This window comes from Streptomyces sp. HUAS YS2, from assembly GCF_033343995.1.
GTDB classification, from domain to species: Bacteria; Actinomycetota; Actinomycetes; order Streptomycetales; family Streptomycetaceae; genus Streptomyces; species Streptomyces solicathayae.
On sequence record NZ_CP137573.1, the window covers coordinates 7,663,900 to 7,679,252 of the forward strand.

Below are 15,353 nucleotides of genomic sequence, written 5' to 3' on the forward strand. Positions count from 1 at the left end.
GGGCAGGAAGCCTGAGGGGCGGCTGATGTAAGGGGGGATGCCGCATGATGTTCGGATATTCGGACGACTGGTTGGCGCTGCTGTTCATCCCGGTGGTGCTCTGGGTTCCTGCCGGGCCGTTTCTGATGGGTGGCATGGGGGTGTGGTGTGCCCGTCGACCCGGCTGGAAGCCGCGCCTCGTGTCCGTGTTGCTCCCGGCCGTGCCGGTAGGAGTTTTGGGGACGGTCCAGATCGCTGGCCTGATCCGCCTGAAGGAGGAGACCTGGCTGGAGGACCTCCTGGGCTTCCTGGGCGTCTACGTCGTGGGCATCACGGTGCTGCCCTGGCTCATCGGCTACGGCGCGACACGCGTGACCCACGCCGTACGCTCCCGCCGGAGCGGCGCCCGACCACCGGCCTAGCCCGCGCGCAAGCCGCGGCGACTCATGGGGCCGCGCCGGCCTGACCCACCATAGATCTGGCCTCGCCGGCTGTCTGAACAGAAACTCCGACTCGGAGGACTGGAGGACCAGAAGACTAATGGTCGAGCAGCGGCAGTGCGGCGAACGCGTGGTCCTGCCAGATCATGCGCGAGGCTTCCTCCGGATATGCGGCGAGGCTCTCCCGGTTCTCGATGTCGAAGAGCCGCACGAGGCGCTCTCGGGTGTCGTACGCGGGCCAGCCCGGATCGCCGTGGGCGGCGAAAGACGTCCACGCGTCCCGCATGCGCGCGGACAGCTCCTCCGCCTCCGGGGACGGGCTCTCGCCGATCAGCGCCGCGGGCTGGCCGCGGTCGAGGTTGCCGAAGACCAGGGGCACGTCGAGGCCGTGGCAGGCACCGAGGGCACCGCCCATCCCCGGGGCGGACCAGGTCAGCTCGTAGACGTGGGCCCGGCCACCGGCAGCGGTCTGGGCCTGGGCGAGGTGGAGCGAGGGCATGCGGAACAACCAGTCGGAGCTGACCAGCTCGTAGAGGTCGTCCGGGCCGGCGGCGGGGAACGCCTCGTGGTAGCGGTGTGCGGCGTCCCGACCGGGGCCGAAGACGTGCAGGGCGGTCTCGGCCTGCTCCGGCGTGACCTGGCCGAGCACTCCGTCGAGTGCGGCCAGCAGCCGTGTCTCGTCGCGGGTGTGGCCGGTGAGGAGTTCGACGTCCCGCCCGGCGCCGTTCGCCAGGGCCTGCCACGGGGTGACCGGCAGCGTGTCGCCGTCGATGACCGGCGAGAAGAGGATCGCCCGGTGAGCGACCGGCCCCCAGCGGTCCGCCCAGATGTTCGCCTTGGCACCGACCGCGTCACTGGCGGCGGCCAGCCGGGTGGGGTCCACCCCGGACAGGTCGGCCACCGTGGGCCGTAGCCCCAGCTCGGCGGCGCATGGGGCGGAGATGTCGGCGGCCAGCTCCGGCGTGAAGTACGTGCCTTGCACGCTCTGTGCCACGGCCCGGCAGAAGAGCCCGGCCGCGCGTTCCGTCGCCAGCAGGGCGGCGACCGATCCGGCCCCCGCCGACTGCCCGAAGACCGTGACGCGGCCCGGGTCGCCGCCGAAGGCCCGGATGTTGTCGCGCACCCACTCCAGGGCGGCGATCTGGTCCAGCAGGCCCCGGTTGGCGGGCGCCCCTTCGATCTGCCCGTACCCCTCCAGGCCCACCCGGTAGTTGAACGTCACCACGACGACGCCGTCCTGTGCCAGGCGGCCACCGTCGTACTCGGGAAGACCGGACATGCCGATCGAGTAGGCGCCACCCTGGATCCACACCATCACCGGCAGACCTGCGCCGGGGCTCGGGTCGGGCGACCAGACGTTGACCGTCAGCCAGTCGTCGCCCGCGGCGTCCCGCGCCAGTGCGTCCATGCCGAAATGGCCGCCCTGCGGCGGCGGCGGGCCGTACGACAGCGCCGACCGCACCCCGTCCCATCCCTCTACGGGCCTCGGCGCGGCGAAACGCAGCCGGCCGACCGGCGGTTCGGCGAACGGAACGCCGCGAAAGACCGCCACCCCCGCCTCACCACTGCCGCTCAGCACCCCGCCCGCCACGCGGACCTCGGGCCGGGCCCCGAAGACACCGGACGGCTCGGACGCACCAACGGTCATGACAACTCCCTCACTGGGCGGCCTGAACGTTCCGGGATCATGCCTCGCCGCCCCGACACGCGCCACGCATTTGCGTAGGTGTCGTGGGAGCGCAGAGATCACCCTGCGCGTACTGGGGGAGCGGGTACGGTCCACAACATGGTGGGCGACTTCGATGCAGCTGTGGCGATGCAGGACGGCATATCGGACCGGTCGGAGGCATGGGACTTCATCCGAGCCTTCGCGGCCGGGTGGCACACACCCTTGACCGCAGGTGACGGTGTCGGGGAGGAAGACCTCCGGCAGATCGAGGGGCGTCTCGGGCTGTCGCTGCCCACCGCTCTACGCGAGGCGTACCTCCTGTTCGGTCGACGTCCGGAGTTGTTCGATCAGCAAGATCCGATGCTTCCTCCCTCAGGCCTCTTCGTTCACGAGGACCTCGGAGGCGTGCTGTGCTTCCGCAGCGAGAACCAGGGATGCGCCTTCTGGGGCGTGCGCCTGTCCGATCTGGGAGAGGCTGATCCCCCCGTCGTCGTCCAGGCACGTGGGGGATGGCAGCCGTTCATGGACAAGGTCTCGCTGGCGTGTGTGGAGTTGATCCTTTCCGAGACCTTGTTCGGCGATGGGCCCCTCTACAACGCCTGCGAGTTGCCGGCCGAGGTCGTGAGCGAGATTCCGCAGCTCTTCCACCGGGTCGCTCTGCCGGACTATCCGATGTGGACGGGCGATGACGAGTCTCCGGTCCGCTGGTTCTCCGCTCCTGGCCTTCTCTTGCGGCAGGACGGGTTGATGGCCGAGTCCTGGCTGCATGTCCGGGGGAGGACGCTGGCCCACCTCTCGTCTGCCTGCAGCACAGTCCCGGGGCGGTGGGCCCAGTGGCAGGGCACGGAACCGACGCTGGTGGACGAGCTGCCCTTCTAGGGCCGCCATAGGGACTCGCGCGGCAGCACGGCATCGTTGAGGCGCCCTACATCGATTCGTCATCGTCGAGGCGTCGCCCGCTGAGGCTGATGCCGCCGACGTGGTGACGCCCACCTGGGCGGGACTATGCCGCGTGGCAACGTGACCTTCAGCAAGCGGAAGACCGTCTCGACGCTATCGCCAAGCAGCTTTATCCCGACGCCGGCGAACGGATCCGGCTTCTACTGGCCTGGGTCGGCACGCCCGCCAGAAGGGCCAGTGGTGGGGTGAAGTGGTACGGCATGACGGTGCTCCGCCTACTCTTGGCCGAGGATCCCGGCCTCGTCCTCGCTGCGTGTACCGGGTCCCGACTCTGTCCGGTGCATCTCGACGGAGCTGCCGAGCTGTTCTCCGCTCTCGAATGGACCCGGGCACAGGGCCACCAGCTACCGGAGCCGCTGAGGTCGCTGCTCATCGAGCACATCCGGGCGGGCGGCACCGACGCCATGCGGTTCCGCATGCGTCGCGGCTACTACGACGCCCAACGGACCGTCTGACACCCTCTCGTCGCCGCCCTGTCGATATGCCCAGCGCTCCTTTGGCGTCGTGGCCCCCTGGGTTCAAGGCGGGGCGGATGACCGGGACGAGCTCGTGGCGGCAGGTCCTGGCTGAGGATGCGTCCTGTTCCGGAGCGGGCGGTGTGCGTAATAGTCGGGGGATGACGTACGACATTCCTGCCCACGAGCGGGCTTTGGCCTTCGATCGGGCCGCAGGTGCGTATGCCGAGTACCGGCCGCGGTACCCCACGGCGGTCTTCGAGACGGTGGAGGAGTTCAGCGGGCGGCGACTTGCCGGCGCTCGGGTGGCGGATGTGGGCGCCGGGACCGGGATCGCCGCCCGGGGGCTGCTTGAGCGCGGGGCTCGGGTGGTGGGTGTGGAGCCGGGGGCCGGGATGGCGGCGCAGTTCCGGCGTGAGCTGCCGGGGGTCCCGCTCGTGCGGGGGGACGGCAACCGACTGCCGCTGGCCGACGGTTCGCTCGATTTCGTCTCGTACGCCCAGTCCTGGCACTGGACCGATCCTGGACGCGCCGTCCCGTCCGCTGTGCGGGTCTTGCGTCCCGGGGGTGCTCTGGCGTTGTGGTGGAACGATCCGGACCCGTCGGTGCCGTGGGTGGCGGAGCAGGGGGCAAGGATCGAGAAGTGGCTGGGGCCCGGCTTCTACATCTCCAATGTGGAAACGCCGGCCGGGCTTTGCTGGAGGACGCGTACGCTCCGCTGGTCGCGCCGGGTCTCCGTCGACTTCCACCTCGCGAAACGGGCCACTCATTCGGCCTTTATCGTGCTCGGCGAGCCCGGGGCCATGGCCTTCCTTACGGCGGAGCGGAAGCACCTGGCCCGGCTGTTCCCCGGCGGTGAGCTGGACGAGCCGTACGTGACGTCCGTTGCGGTAGCCGTACGTCCCGGCTGACCGGGACGCTGCGCTGCGCGTCCCAGGGGGCCGTTCCCTGCCTCTGCGCCGACGCGCCGAAGTGGCGTTGGGCGCCGTTGAGCTGCGCGAGCCCGGCCAGCGGCGGCAGCGGCTGGACGTACGGGGTGAACTCGCCGAGCAGGTCCGGGACGTGTCGGTGGCCGTCGGGCTCGGTGTCGGGCCGGCACCTCTACCAAAGCCAGTGGCCAGACGATGGCGCGCAGCGATCAGCAGGAGGCATGGTCCCGAAGTGATCATTGACTGAATTTTCAGTCTGGGGCAGCATGCGGGGGACATCCACCCCCTCCCTCCACCTAGGAGTTCCATGGACACGTCCCCGACGTCTCGACGCCGACTGCTCCAGCTCGGCGCGGCAGCTCTGCCGCTCGCGGCCCTCGGATCGGCGCTGCCCACAGTCGCTCGCGCCGCCACCAGCTCGTCCGGCGCCACCAGCCCGTCCGCCGCCACGCTGCGGATGCCCGCGGAGCACGACCGCCACGTGCGCACCTTCATGGCCTGGCCCGCGCTGTCGTCGGTCTGGACCCCGTACTACAGCGGTGTGCGCAGCGACATCGCGAGAGTGGCCGACGCGATCTCCCGCTACGAGCCGGTCACGGTGCTCGCTCGACCCGAGTTGGCGGCGGAGGCCCGGTACGCCTGCGGAGCCGGTGCCTACCACGGCATCGAGGTCGTCGAGATAGCCAACGACGACCTGTGGATCCGCGACTTCGGTCCCACCTTCGTGGTCGCCCCCGGCGCCGTCGCGGGCGTGGACACCAACTTCAACGGCTGGGGCAAGACCGGCACACCGTACGCGCAGCCCTACGCGAACGACGCCGCCGCGGCTGCGACACTGCTCGGCCGGTACGGCGTCCAGCGCGTGCAGGCAGGGTTCGTCGGGGAGGGCGGCTCGCTGGAGACCGATGGCCAGGGCACCCTGCTGGCCACGATCAGCTCGCTCGTCAACAGCAACCGCAACCCGGGTAGGACTCAGGACCAGGTCGAGCAGGCGATGAAGTCGGCGCTCGGCATCGACAAGGTGATCTGGGTGCCCGGACTCGCCGGACAGGACATCACCGACTGCCACATCGACTGCCTGGCCCGCTTCACCGCACCGGGGCGCGTCATCCTCGACAAGCCCGGCCCCGGCACCGACCCCAAGTGGGTCGCCGTCTACAACGAGACCAAGCAGATCCTGCTGAGCGCCACCGACGCGCAGGGACGTCCGCTGACCGTCACCGAACTCCCCGGCCCTGAGCGCAGCCGCATCCGCGGCAAGGACAGGGGCCCCGCCTTCCTCTCCAGCTACACCAACTACTACACCGCCAACGGCGCGGTTCTCGTTCCCCAGTTCGGCGACAGCGCCGCCGACAGCGTGGCCTACAACATCCTCGCGGCCGCCTACCCCGGCCGGACCATCGTCCAGCTCGACATCGACAACATCGCGACCGGCGGTGGCGGCATCCACTGCTCCACCCAGTCACAGCCGGTCGTTCCCCCCGCCCTCTGAGCGGGCGACACCGGACGAAACGCTGGTCGCCGCCCGCCGGCGGCGACCAGCCCTCCTGGAGAGTGGTATGTGGAACCGGGTGTTCCCATTGATCGCCGATCTCGCGCTGATAGCCGTGACCGCGGCGACGATCGCAGCCCTGTTGGACTGGGACAGCTGGAGCTCCGAGCAGAGCGCACTCGTTGGAACAGCGGGCCAGATCACCGCGGTCGCAGGCGCGGCAGCGACGGTGCTCGTCCGCCGGCGATGGACCGCAACGGCACTGGTCGCCGCTGCGGTGATCGTGGCATTCGAGCCGCTGACCGGCGGAGCTCTGACCGCCGTGGCCTACACGACGGGCCTGAGCTGGGCCCGTCTCCACCACCGAGTCCTCCTCCTGAGCGTGTCCGTGACGGTGCCGGTGGCGGTCACCGCAGCCAATTCGGCCGTCGAGCCGGCGCCGATCCTCGAGTACGACGTGATGGTCGTCCTCGTCACGGGCATCGTGTGCGGGGTTCTGCCCGGCCTCGCCGGGGCGCTGGCAGGTCAGCGCGAGCGGTTGGTCCAGGCCCTGGAGGAGCGCAACGCCTTCCTGGAGCGGGCCCACCACTCGGCGGAGGAACAGGCCAGATCCCGCGAGCGTTCGCGGATCGCCGGCGAGATGCACGATCTGCTCGGTCACCGGCTGAGCCTCATCGCCCTGCACTCCGGCGGCCTCGAGTTGGCCAGCGAGACGGGTGATCCCGAGGTGCACCGAAGTGCGCGCCTGGTGCACAGCACGGTGCGCCAGGCGATGGCCGAGCTACGGGACGTACTGGGGGTCCTGCGCGCGGGGGATCCGCTGTCGGGCACTTCGGAGCCGCTGACCGCGAGGACGGGCACCCACGCGGAGGTCGCCGCGCTGGTCGCCCAGTCCCGTACGGCCGGCATCGCGGTGCACCTCGACTGGTCCGGCGAGGACCTGACCGGGGAGAGCCCCACCGCTCGGCGCGCCGTGGATCGGGTGATCCGCGAAGGCCTGACCAATGTGCACAAGCACGCGGCCGCGGCGGACGTGCAGGTCGTCGTACGCAGAGAAACCGAGCAGGTGCGGGTCGATGTGCGCAACGGACCCGAGAACCAGGCCGCACGAGCGGTCAGGCTTCCGGGCGGCGACCTCGGACTCGTCGGCCTCCACGAGCGGATCCGTCTGCTCGGCGGCACGCTGCGCGCCGAACCGGCGAACGACGGCGGGTACGCGGTCGACGCCCGCATCCCGTTGGGCGCCGGCCTCGCTGTGGCGAGCGCGCCCGCCCCGGCCGGACGGCACGTAGTGGCAGCGGCGCGGACATGGCCGCACCGGCTCGTGACCGCTGCGGCCATGGCCCTCGGCGTGGTGGGCGTGGTCGCCCTGCAGTTCGTCACCCTCGCGTTCGTCCCGTACCCGGAGGTGGACGAGACCTCCGACATCGACGAGGTCGCCATCTCCATGACCTTCCGCCACCCCACGACTTGAGGCTTCAGCTGTGATCCGTGTTCTCCTCGCCGACGACCAGGAACTGGTCCGCGCCGGCATCAGACTGGTGCTCAAGCACGCCGGCGACATCGATGTCGTGGCCGAGGCGTCGGACGGCCACGAGGCGTCCGTGCTCGCCGCCCGGCACGAGGTGGACGTCGCGATGCTCGACATCCAGATGCCCGGCATCGACGGACTACGCGCGGCGGAACGGATCGCCGAGCGGACCCCGTCGATCCGTGTGGTCATGCTCACCACCTTCGGCGAACACGTCTACGTGGAGCGCGCTCTGAAGGCGGGCGTGACCGGATTCCTCCTCAAGGACAGCACCCCACAGGAACTCATCCAGGCTGTCCGTAGGGTCGCCTCCGGCGCGCCGGTCGTGTCCCCCCAGATCACCCGGCACCTCATCGACCGCTACCTCGACAGCGACGAGGAGCCGGCCGATCCACGCCTGGGCAGAATCGCCGACCTCACCAGCCGGGAGCGCGAAGTCCTCGCGATGGTCGGCACCGGCGCCTCCAACGCGGAGATCGGCAAGCGGCTGCACCTGGGCGAGGGCACGGTCAAGGCATACGTGAGCCGCATGCTGACGAAGCTGCGCTGCGCCAACCGCGTCCAGGCGGCCATCCTGGCTCGCCGCGCCCGACTCCTTCAGGGCGAGCGGTGACCGACCTTCGGTGAAGGACGCGGAAGGGGAGCGGTGGATCGCCTGTCCGCCCCCGGACCGGCCCCCGACCCGGCGCCCGACCCGGCCCCCGGGCCGGGTGCGGACGTCTGCTCGTCCGTACCCGGGCCGGGTGCGGACGTCTGCTTATCCGCAGGCAGCTCCCTGCCCGGGGCCGCGTCGGAAGCCTGCCGCGGCGGTTGGGCGCCAGCGGCACTGACCGCGAGGAAGGCACCTGCCGCACCGGCGACGACGAACTTGGATACGAGCGCGGTCCAGCGCATCAGGGACTCCACGGGTGGGTGGTCGCGGTCAGGAGGCCGTGACCGGTGACGTTCTGGATCTGAAGCCCCGGCCTCGCGTTGACCTCCAGGATCAGCGGCCCCCGGTCGACGTCGACCACGATGTCCGCGCCCAGATAGTGCAGGCCGGTCGCCGCCGCGCACCGGCGTGCCGCGTCGAGTACCTCCGGCCAATGCGGAACGGTCGCGCCGATCAGACGCGTGCCGGTGTCCGGGTGGGTCTCGGTCGGCACCTTTCCGACCAGGGCGTGGGTGATCCGGCCGGTGGCAAGGTCAACGGCGGCGCCGATGGCCTTCTGGTGCAGGTTGGCTCGCCCGCCGCTGAAGCGGGTGGGCAGCCGCAGCATCGCCAGTTGGGGTCTGTCCCGGTCACAGATCACCCGGATGTCCGGAAGCCCCTGGTGGGAGAGCCGGGCCAGGTCGGGGTGGGCCCGGATCAGGGGTTCGAACATGGCCCAGTCGGCAGGGCGCGGGGAGAAGTCTCCGTCCAGGATGCGACGCAGCTGGTCGGCGACCAGCTCTCTGGAGATCCGTTTGCCGGAGGAGGACGTCCAGTTCCGGCGACGCCGGCCGAAGGCCAGCAGGATGCCGTTGCCGCCCAGGCTCTGGTTCGGCTTGAGAGCCCAGCTGTCGGGCAGGCCGTCCCAGTCGAGGGAGGCGATCTCCCGGCGCGAGCGCAGCAGGGCCAGGGTGGGGGAGGTGGGGGCACCGACCTCGGCCAGCGCCTCCTTCGTGGCGTACTTGTTGTTGACGAGCCGGATGGCGGCCGACGAGTTGTGCCGGGCGATCCGGGCGTTGCGCAGGTTCATGCCCATGACCGGGTCCCAGCCGCGAAGCCGTATCATGCCTTCGCCTCCTGCCTCTTGGCCGCGGGCGCGAACCGGAAGAGCTCGCTCAGACGAAGCCCGCGGTACGTTCCCGCGATCGACGTCCACACCGCGCACACGATCGCGAGCTGCAGGGGTACCGACTCCGCGACCTCGCGCACGTACGGCGTCAGGAGGAGCAGCGCCACAAGGACGGCCGTGCCCATGGTCAGGGCGGCTCCCGTGGCCGCGGCCCTCACGCCGTCGAGATCCCACGCCTCCCACAGACGCTCGGTGACGATCGCCGTGACGACGACCGGCAGCGACATCCCCCAGGAGTCGGAGAGTCCGAAGCTGCCCAGGCCGAGTTGGGCGGCGATGAGGCCCGACGTGACCACCGCGATCAGCACGCCGAGCCGGGCGACCCGCGGAAGGTGCAGACGGCGCAGCAGCGGCTGCATGGCGAACCCGAGCGCGAACATCACGAGCGTCAGCGGTACGCCGAGGGGCAGACCGGCTTGCGCGTACGCCAAGGCCAGCAACACCGGGCTGAACGTACCCAGCGTGTTCAGCCCGACGACCACCCGGAGTACCACGATCAGCAGGGCCGCCAGGGGCAGCAGCGCCATCATGGACACCGGGTCGATCGCCGGCGCCTTGGCGAACAGAATGCGCAGCGCCGACGGCGCGGCGGTGGAATCGGGCTGGGTGAGCAGTCGCTTGCCCACGGCCACTTGAAGCCCCTGAACCTCCTGGCGGCCGAGCAGGACGGGGGTCTCGCGCTTGGACCGATTGTTGACGCTGAGCTTGGCGACGAACGACCGGCCGGCCAGCCGCACGGTGCTGTCGACCACCGGGCGCCGCTCACGGCCGAGCGCCGAACCCACGGTGATCCTGGGCGCCGCATCGAGGTCGAAGCCGAGCTCCTTCGCCAGCGCCGTGTCCACCGACGACGCCGACGCACCGGTGTCGATCAGGGCGAGGACCTCGAAACTCCGCCCTGTCGGACCGCTGATGCGCACCATCTCGCGTTCGCCGACGACCTCGGACGACCCGCTGAGGGGTCGGTCGGGGGAGCCGAGCAGCCCGAGGAGCAGGAAGCCCAGACAGGCCACGGCCGCCAGGACCTTCACGAACACGGGTACCTTCGTGCGGCCCGCGCGGTGGACGTCGGCCGCCCGGTCTCCGCTGAGCGCACTCTCTTCGTACTTCTGCAGGTCTTGCATGGGAAAAGCCTTGGTCAGGGGACCGGCTTCCAGTAGTACCGATCGGCCCGAGGAGGGCAACGAAAGTCACCCATGGACCGCCGAACGCCGCTGGAGGCGAATACTGCTGTCGAAGTGGCCTGTTCGGCCGGCCATCCGCCCCGTCAACTCCCACTACGCCAGCAACGAACATCAGCTGGATCGATAGGGGCCGTTGAGCCTGTCACCAGGGCACTGATCCACCGTCGTCGAAGAATCCGCCGGTCGGTCCGTCGTCGGGCAGGGTCGCGAGGTGAATCGCGATCGCCGCGCCCTGCTGGGGAGTCCGGACGCCCTGGAACCCGTTGAGGTCGGTGGCGGTGAAGCCGGGACAGCCGGAGTTGATCAGGATGCTGGTGTCGCTCAGTTCCTTGGCATATTGGACGGTGACGGCGTTGAGGAACGTCTTGGACGCCAAGTACGCAGCGGGAACCGGGCCCATGTCGATGCCGGGCGTGGTCTGCAGGATGAGCGAGCCGACGCTGCTGGACATGTTCACGATCCGTGGCGATGCCGAGCCGCGCAGCATGGGCAGCATCGCGTTGGTGACGCGGATGACCCCGATCACGTTGGTTTCCACGACGGCTCGTACGGTCGCGGGATCGACCGTGGTGGGCGTCTGCGGCATACCGCCGGTGATCGCGGCGTTGTTGACCAGGACGTCGAGCCCTCCTGCGCGATCGGCGATCAGCTCGGCGGCGGCGGCCACACTTGCGTCGTCCGCCACGTCGAGCGGAACGCCGAACGCGTCGGTGCCGGCTGCGCGTAGCTCCTCCACCGCGGTGTCGCGGCGCTGTTGATCCCGCGCGCCCACGCCGATTCGCCAGCTGAGGGAGCCCAGGCCCGCCGCGATCGCGTATCCGATTCCCTTGTTCGCACCGGTCACCAGCGCGATCCTCTGTTCACTCATGTCAGCAAGCGTGGTGCCGACTCGGGTGGGCGTCCAAGACCGACTGGGTGTGCGGTGATACCGCACGGATATCGGTCCTGGTGAGCGCCGGATACGATGACGCGGTGGAGACGCGAGAGCTACGGTATTTCGTCGCCGTCGCGGAGGAGTTGCACTTCGGTCGGGCGGCGCAGCGGCTCGCCATGGCGCAACCACCGCTGTCACGGGCGATCCAGCAGCTCGAGCGGCGGCTAGGAGTGGTTCTGCTGCACCGCACCGCTCGCGCGGTCGCCCTGACCGAGGCCGGGTCGGTGCTTCTGCGGGAGGCCCGGGCCGCACTCGACGCGGTCGAAGCGGCCGAGCGCCGCACCCGTCGTGCAGCTGCCGAACAGCCCGGAGTGGTGCTGGCCACGAAAGCCGGAGCGGCCGGCGAACTGTTGTCGAAGCTGCTGGACGCCTACGCCGCCGAGCCCGGCGCGGTCGCCGTCGAGGTGATGCTGTGCGGGCCTGGCGAGCAGGAAAGGCTGCTGCGCGACGGGCGTGCAGACGTTGCTCTGCTCCAGCGGCCCTTCGACACGACGGCCGGGCTCGACACCGAGGACCTGCACACCGAACAGCAGGTCGTGGTCCTGCCCGCGGGGCACCCCCTGGCCAACCGCCCCCATATGTCGATGGCCGACGTCACCACCCTGACGGACCTTCCCCTGCCACGCTGGCCCCGACGGGTCGGGGGCTATCCGGACGGACCAGGCCCGCAGGTACGCGACCACACCCAGCTGTTCCAACTGATCGCGCTCGGACGGGCCTGCGCGGTCGTGCCCGAGTCCCTCCGAGCCCACCTGCGCGACGATCACGCGACGGTGCTAGTCCCGGACGCACCCGCTGTCACAACCGTCATCGCCTGGCCACCACACAGCAGATCCAAAGCCGTCGCCGACCTCGTCCGCACCGCGACACGCCTCTAGCCGGCAGCGAGAGCGGGTAGCCAGAGGATTGCCCCGCTGGCGACGGCCGGCGCCCATGGGCGCCCGCCGCTGGCGAGCTCGCCGAAGCGCTACACCCCGCGTTCCGGCTGAGCGCCGCAGTCAGCCCTCAACCTCTCGCGAGGTGCCCCGGGACCCTCGTTACGCGCCTCAGGGGGGGCGCTCGGTTCGATCCGGGCCGCGATGCCGCCAAGGATCACTTCGAGCCCGATCGTTCCAGTCGGTGGCCTGGCTCGTCCTCCTGCTGCCCTTCACTCTCCGCCTCGCCGGGCAGAACGCCAGCCCCACAGCAGCCGCTCTCGTCATCGCCGAGGCCGTCTGGTTCCTCGCCGTGCTGATCGCCCTTCGCCTCGACGATCTCGATCGGCCCGGTCCCGCCGAGGCCGTCCTGCGCCGTCTCACCTACGGCCCGAGAGCCCGACGGCGCGCTTGAGACGCGGCGTCCAGAAACCGCGGGGCGCGACAACAAGGCGGTGCGGTGCCGGCACGACATCATCGAAGGCACGCAGCCCGCTGCGACCGACACACCCCGCCGTCGGGCCGACCTCCCGACCGCGCTTCCCACCCCGGCAGAGGGCCGTACCAAGGAGGATCCTCATGGACCGACTGGACATCATCGACACCTGCAACCGCATGGCCTGGCACGCGGACCAGCGCGAATGGGAGGCGCTGGCCGATCTGTTCGCCGACGAGGCGACGCTCGACTACACCAGTCTCAACGGTGGTGAGCCCGTCACCCTCACCCCGGCGCAGATCGTCGAGGGCTGGCGGACGGGCCTCGAGGCGTACGCCGCCACCCAGCATCTCCTCGGCACCCACCTGGTCACCGTCGACGGCGACGGCGCCGTGTGCACCGCCACCTTCCAGGCCACCCACCGCAAGGCGAACGCCTCCCGGTGGACGCTGGGTGGCACCTACCGCTTCGACCTGATCCGCACGGGCGGCGAATGGCGCATCACCGGCGTGGTGATGACCGCGGTCTGGAGCGACGGAGAACGCTGATGGAGACAGCGAGCCCACCCACTCACCCCGCCGCCGGCGGCGTCATGGACTGACCACCAGAACAGCTAGGGAGCACACATGACACACAAGAACAAGGTCACCTTCGACAGCGAGGGCGTCGCCCTGACCGGCAACCTCTTCCTTCCCGAAAGCACGGGAGCCCCGGGCGGCCCGCTGCCCGGGATCGTGGTCGCCGGCACCTGGACCAGTGTCAAGGAGATGATGGCCGACCGGCACGCCGAGCGGCTCGCCGCCCACGGATACGCCGCGTTGTCCTTCGACTTCACGGGCTTCGGCGAGTCCGGGGGCGCGCCGCGGGACGTGGAGAACCCGACTCTCAAGGTCCGCGACATCCACCACGCGCTCACCTTCCTGGCCGCCCACGAAGCGGTCGACGGCGACCGGTTGGGCGCGCTCGGGATCTGCGCGGCGGCGATGTACATGTCCGACACCACCGCGCGCGACCCCCGGGTCCGCTCGCTGGCCCTCGTCGCCCCGTGGCTGCACGACGCCACCGTCGTCGAGCACGCCTACGGCGGCGCGGAAGCGGTCGCCGCACGCATCAAGACCGCGGGGGAGGCCCGCGCCCGCTACGACGAGACCGGCGAGGTCACGTACGTGCCCGTCGTCTCCGCCACCGACGAACGCGCCGCCATGCCGTACGACATCGACTTCTACCTCAACCCCGCCCGCGGCAACGTTCCCGCCTGGCCCAACCGCTTCGCCGTCATGTCCTGGGCGGACTGGCTCACCTACGACGCCATCGCCCTCGCGCCGCGGATCGACCGGCCCACCCTCCTGGTGCACAGCGAGGACGCCGCGATCCCCGAGGGCGCCCGCCGCTTCCACGCGGGTCTCGCCGGCCCCAAGGACTTTCTGTGGACGCAGGGCACGCAATTCGACTTCTACGACTCCGAACCGCAGGTCACCATCGCCGTCGACACGGTGGCCGCCCATTTCGCGCGGACGCTGTCGTGATCCTCGTCACCGGGGCCACCGGGAACGTGGGGGAGAGGTCGCCCAGGCCCTGGCCACGTCGGAGAGCCGGTACGCGCCCCGGTCCGGCAGCCGACGGTCTAACCGACGGAACAGGCGGTCGGCACGCTGTCGAGCGATGCATCAACCGGATCAAGCAGTGGCGCGGCCCGGCCACACGAACGGACAAACTCGCCATCGCCCACCAGGCCGCACTGCACTGCACCTAGCCGCCATTCTCATCTGGACGCGGCGATAGCACCGAACCCCGTGCTCGGCCCGCATGCTCCTGGGTCAACCGCGTGCTCGCCGGGGTCGCCTTCTTCGTTGAGCAACGACACCATCGCCCGCTCATTGTTGGTCACGAAGGCCAACAAGCGACCAGACGAACTGGCCAGCCACGTCTCACGCTGACCTCCGTCGATCCTCGCCCGAAGCACCTGCCGCACAAGTCGGACGACACCGGCACACCACTGCCGTCGTCGATCAACCGGACAGGCTGTGGCTAGGAACGGTCAGCCGTCCTCACGGCCTGCGCGGCTGCGCTCGCGCAGCGAGATGCGGTCGCCGTCCGGGTCCGCCGTCTCGATGCGGACGCCGAAGCCGTAGTCCACCGGCTCCGGCTCGTCGAAGGTCACACCGCGGTCGCGGAACACTTTGAAGTCCGCGCGCAGGTCGTCCGACTCGAGGATGACCGGGCCGGGCGTTGCGCCCGGCTCGGCCGGCTGGCCCGCGGCTGGGGCGTGCGCCCACAGGAGGATCTCGACGGGACTGCCGGGGACGCCCACGGTGAGGAAACGCCCGCCGGGGTTCGGGTAGTCGATGCGCTTCTCCAGGCCGAGCTGCTCGGTGTAGAACCGCAGCGCGCGGTCCTGATTGGTGACGTACAGCGTCACGTACATGACGTTGGTCAGCATGGGGTCGTCCTTCCATCGGTCGGTCTGTTTCATCTCTCTGACGGACCCCGGCAGGAGAATGTGACGGATGGACGGAGGAAGTCTGCCGACCGACGGCGTCGAGGCTTACGGCTGAGGTCGTCGAGCCCGGCAGGTCTGTGCTGGCCCGTTCACGACGTCCGTGCGGCGCG

Annotated in this window: 16 protein-coding genes; 11 read left to right on the top strand and 5 right to left on the bottom strand. The window is 70.3% G+C overall.

What is annotated here, in order from left to right; genetic code table 11:
* Positions 1–44 precede the first annotated feature (44 nt).
* Positions 45–401: a hypothetical protein gene (locus R2D22_RS35005; RefSeq protein ID WP_318109280.1), complete on the top strand. Its 357-nt coding sequence runs from the start codon at positions 45–47 to the stop codon at positions 399–401.
* 115 nt (positions 402–516) lie between these two features.
* Here the strand turns inward: R2D22_RS35005 and R2D22_RS35010 are convergent, their stop codons facing one another.
* Entirely contained in the window at positions 517–2,067 is a 1,551-nt protein-coding gene (locus R2D22_RS35010; protein WP_318109282.1) for a carboxylesterase/lipase family protein, read from the bottom strand.
* A gap of 138 nt (positions 2,068–2,205) precedes the next feature.
* Between R2D22_RS35010 and R2D22_RS35015 the strand changes: the two genes are divergently transcribed.
* The 6 genes from R2D22_RS35015 (at position 2,206) to R2D22_RS35040 (ending at position 8,068) form a co-directional block, all read left to right on the top strand.
* Positions 2,206–2,967, top strand: a complete 762-nt coding sequence (locus R2D22_RS35015; RefSeq protein ID WP_318109284.1) for an SMI1/KNR4 family protein — start codon at positions 2,206–2,208, stop codon at positions 2,965–2,967.
* Between the two features lie 359 nt (positions 2,968–3,326).
* Positions 3,327–3,503 carry a hypothetical protein gene (locus R2D22_RS35020; protein ID WP_318109286.1) on the top strand — a complete coding sequence of 59 codons (177 nt, stop codon included), beginning with the start codon at positions 3,327–3,329 and terminating at the stop codon, positions 3,501–3,503.
* A gap of 161 nt (positions 3,504–3,664) precedes the next feature.
* The gene (locus tag R2D22_RS35025; protein ID WP_318109288.1) at positions 3,665–4,414 is read left to right on the top strand and encodes a class I SAM-dependent methyltransferase; all 750 of its coding nucleotides are present in this window, start codon (positions 3,665–3,667) and stop codon (positions 4,412–4,414) included.
* A 325-nt stretch (positions 4,415–4,739) separates the two neighbouring features.
* Positions 4,740–5,924: an agmatine deiminase family protein gene (locus R2D22_RS35030; protein ID WP_318109290.1), complete on the top strand. Its 1,185-nt coding sequence runs from the start codon at positions 4,740–4,742 to the stop codon at positions 5,922–5,924.
* 67 nt (positions 5,925–5,991) lie between these two features.
* Positions 5,992–7,398, top strand: a complete 1,407-nt coding sequence (locus R2D22_RS35035; RefSeq protein WP_318109292.1) for a sensor histidine kinase — start codon at positions 5,992–5,994, stop codon at positions 7,396–7,398.
* A gap of 10 nt (positions 7,399–7,408) precedes the next feature.
* The gene (locus R2D22_RS35040; RefSeq protein WP_318109293.1) at positions 7,409–8,068 is read left to right on the top strand and encodes a response regulator transcription factor; all 660 of its coding nucleotides are present in this window, start codon (positions 7,409–7,411) and stop codon (positions 8,066–8,068) included.
* 280 nt (positions 8,069–8,348) lie between these two features.
* Here R2D22_RS35040 and R2D22_RS35045 read toward each other — a convergent pair whose 3' ends face one another.
* From R2D22_RS35045 to R2D22_RS35055, 3 genes are all read right to left on the bottom strand, one after another.
* The gene (locus R2D22_RS35045) at positions 8,349–9,212 is read right to left on the bottom strand and encodes a sugar-transfer associated ATP-grasp domain-containing protein (RefSeq protein WP_318109295.1); all 864 of its coding nucleotides are present in this window, start codon (positions 9,210–9,212) and stop codon (positions 8,349–8,351) included.
* Positions 9,209–10,399 (bottom strand): 7TM domain-containing protein, encoded by a 1,191-nt coding sequence (locus R2D22_RS35050; RefSeq protein ID WP_318109297.1) that lies wholly within the window; start codon positions 10,397–10,399, stop codon positions 9,209–9,211. The genes R2D22_RS35045 and R2D22_RS35050 overlap by 4 nt, the downstream gene beginning before the upstream one ends.
* Before the next feature lie 202 nt (positions 10,400–10,601).
* Positions 10,602–11,327, bottom strand: a complete 726-nt coding sequence (locus R2D22_RS35055; RefSeq protein WP_318109298.1) for an SDR family NAD(P)-dependent oxidoreductase — start codon at positions 11,325–11,327, stop codon at positions 10,602–10,604.
* A gap of 104 nt (positions 11,328–11,431) precedes the next feature.
* On the opposite strand from R2D22_RS35055, the gene R2D22_RS35060 reads away from it, so the two are divergent.
* The 4 genes from R2D22_RS35060 (at position 11,432) to R2D22_RS35075 (ending at position 14,269) form a co-directional block, all read left to right on the top strand.
* Positions 11,432–12,271: a LysR family transcriptional regulator gene (locus R2D22_RS35060; RefSeq protein ID WP_318109300.1), complete on the top strand. Its 840-nt coding sequence runs from the start codon at positions 11,432–11,434 to the stop codon at positions 12,269–12,271.
* A gap of 241 nt (positions 12,272–12,512) precedes the next feature.
* The gene (locus tag R2D22_RS35065) at positions 12,513–12,722 is read left to right on the top strand and encodes a DUF418 domain-containing protein (RefSeq protein WP_318109301.1); all 210 of its coding nucleotides are present in this window, start codon (positions 12,513–12,515) and stop codon (positions 12,720–12,722) included.
* A gap of 164 nt (positions 12,723–12,886) precedes the next feature.
* Entirely contained in the window at positions 12,887–13,291 is a 405-nt protein-coding gene (locus R2D22_RS35070) for a nuclear transport factor 2 family protein (RefSeq protein ID WP_318109302.1), read from the top strand.
* 78 nt (positions 13,292–13,369) lie between these two features.
* On the top strand, positions 13,370–14,269 hold the full coding sequence (locus R2D22_RS35075) for an alpha/beta hydrolase (protein WP_318109304.1): 900 nt from the start codon (positions 13,370–13,372) through the stop codon (positions 14,267–14,269).
* Positions 14,270–14,781: 512 nt separating this feature from the next.
* Here the strand turns inward: R2D22_RS35075 and R2D22_RS35085 are convergent.
* Positions 14,782–15,183, bottom strand: a complete 402-nt coding sequence (locus R2D22_RS35085) for a VOC family protein (RefSeq protein WP_318109305.1) — start codon at positions 15,181–15,183, stop codon at positions 14,782–14,784.
* Positions 15,184–15,353 lie beyond the last annotated feature (170 nt).

Coding starts and splice junctions, on each gene's coding strand:
- R2D22_RS35005 (WP_318109280.1), top strand. CDS start 45: ATGATGTTCGGATATTCGGACGACTGGTTGGCGCTGCTGTTCATCCCG.
- R2D22_RS35010 (WP_318109282.1), bottom strand. CDS start 2,067: ATGACCGTTGGTGCGTCCGAGCCGTCCGGTGTCTTCGGGGCCCGGCCC.
- R2D22_RS35015 (WP_318109284.1), top strand. CDS start 2,206: ATGGTGGGCGACTTCGATGCAGCTGTGGCGATGCAGGACGGCATATCG.
- R2D22_RS35025 (WP_318109288.1), top strand. CDS start 3,665: ATGACGTACGACATTCCTGCCCACGAGCGGGCTTTGGCCTTCGATCGG.
- R2D22_RS35030 (WP_318109290.1), top strand. CDS start 4,740: ATGGACACGTCCCCGACGTCTCGACGCCGACTGCTCCAGCTCGGCGCG.
- R2D22_RS35035 (WP_318109292.1), top strand. CDS start 5,992: ATGTGGAACCGGGTGTTCCCATTGATCGCCGATCTCGCGCTGATAGCC.
- R2D22_RS35045 (WP_318109295.1), bottom strand. CDS start 9,212: ATGATACGGCTTCGCGGCTGGGACCCGGTCATGGGCATGAACCTGCGC.
- R2D22_RS35050 (WP_318109297.1), bottom strand. CDS start 10,399: ATGCAAGACCTGCAGAAGTACGAAGAGAGTGCGCTCAGCGGAGACCGG.
- R2D22_RS35055 (WP_318109298.1), bottom strand. CDS start 11,327: ATGAGTGAACAGAGGATCGCGCTGGTGACCGGTGCGAACAAGGGAATC.
- R2D22_RS35070 (WP_318109302.1), top strand. CDS start 12,887: ATGGACCGACTGGACATCATCGACACCTGCAACCGCATGGCCTGGCAC.
- R2D22_RS35075 (WP_318109304.1), top strand. CDS start 13,370: ATGACACACAAGAACAAGGTCACCTTCGACAGCGAGGGCGTCGCCCTG.
- R2D22_RS35085 (WP_318109305.1), bottom strand. CDS start 15,183: ATGCTGACCAACGTCATGTACGTGACGCTGTACGTCACCAATCAGGAC.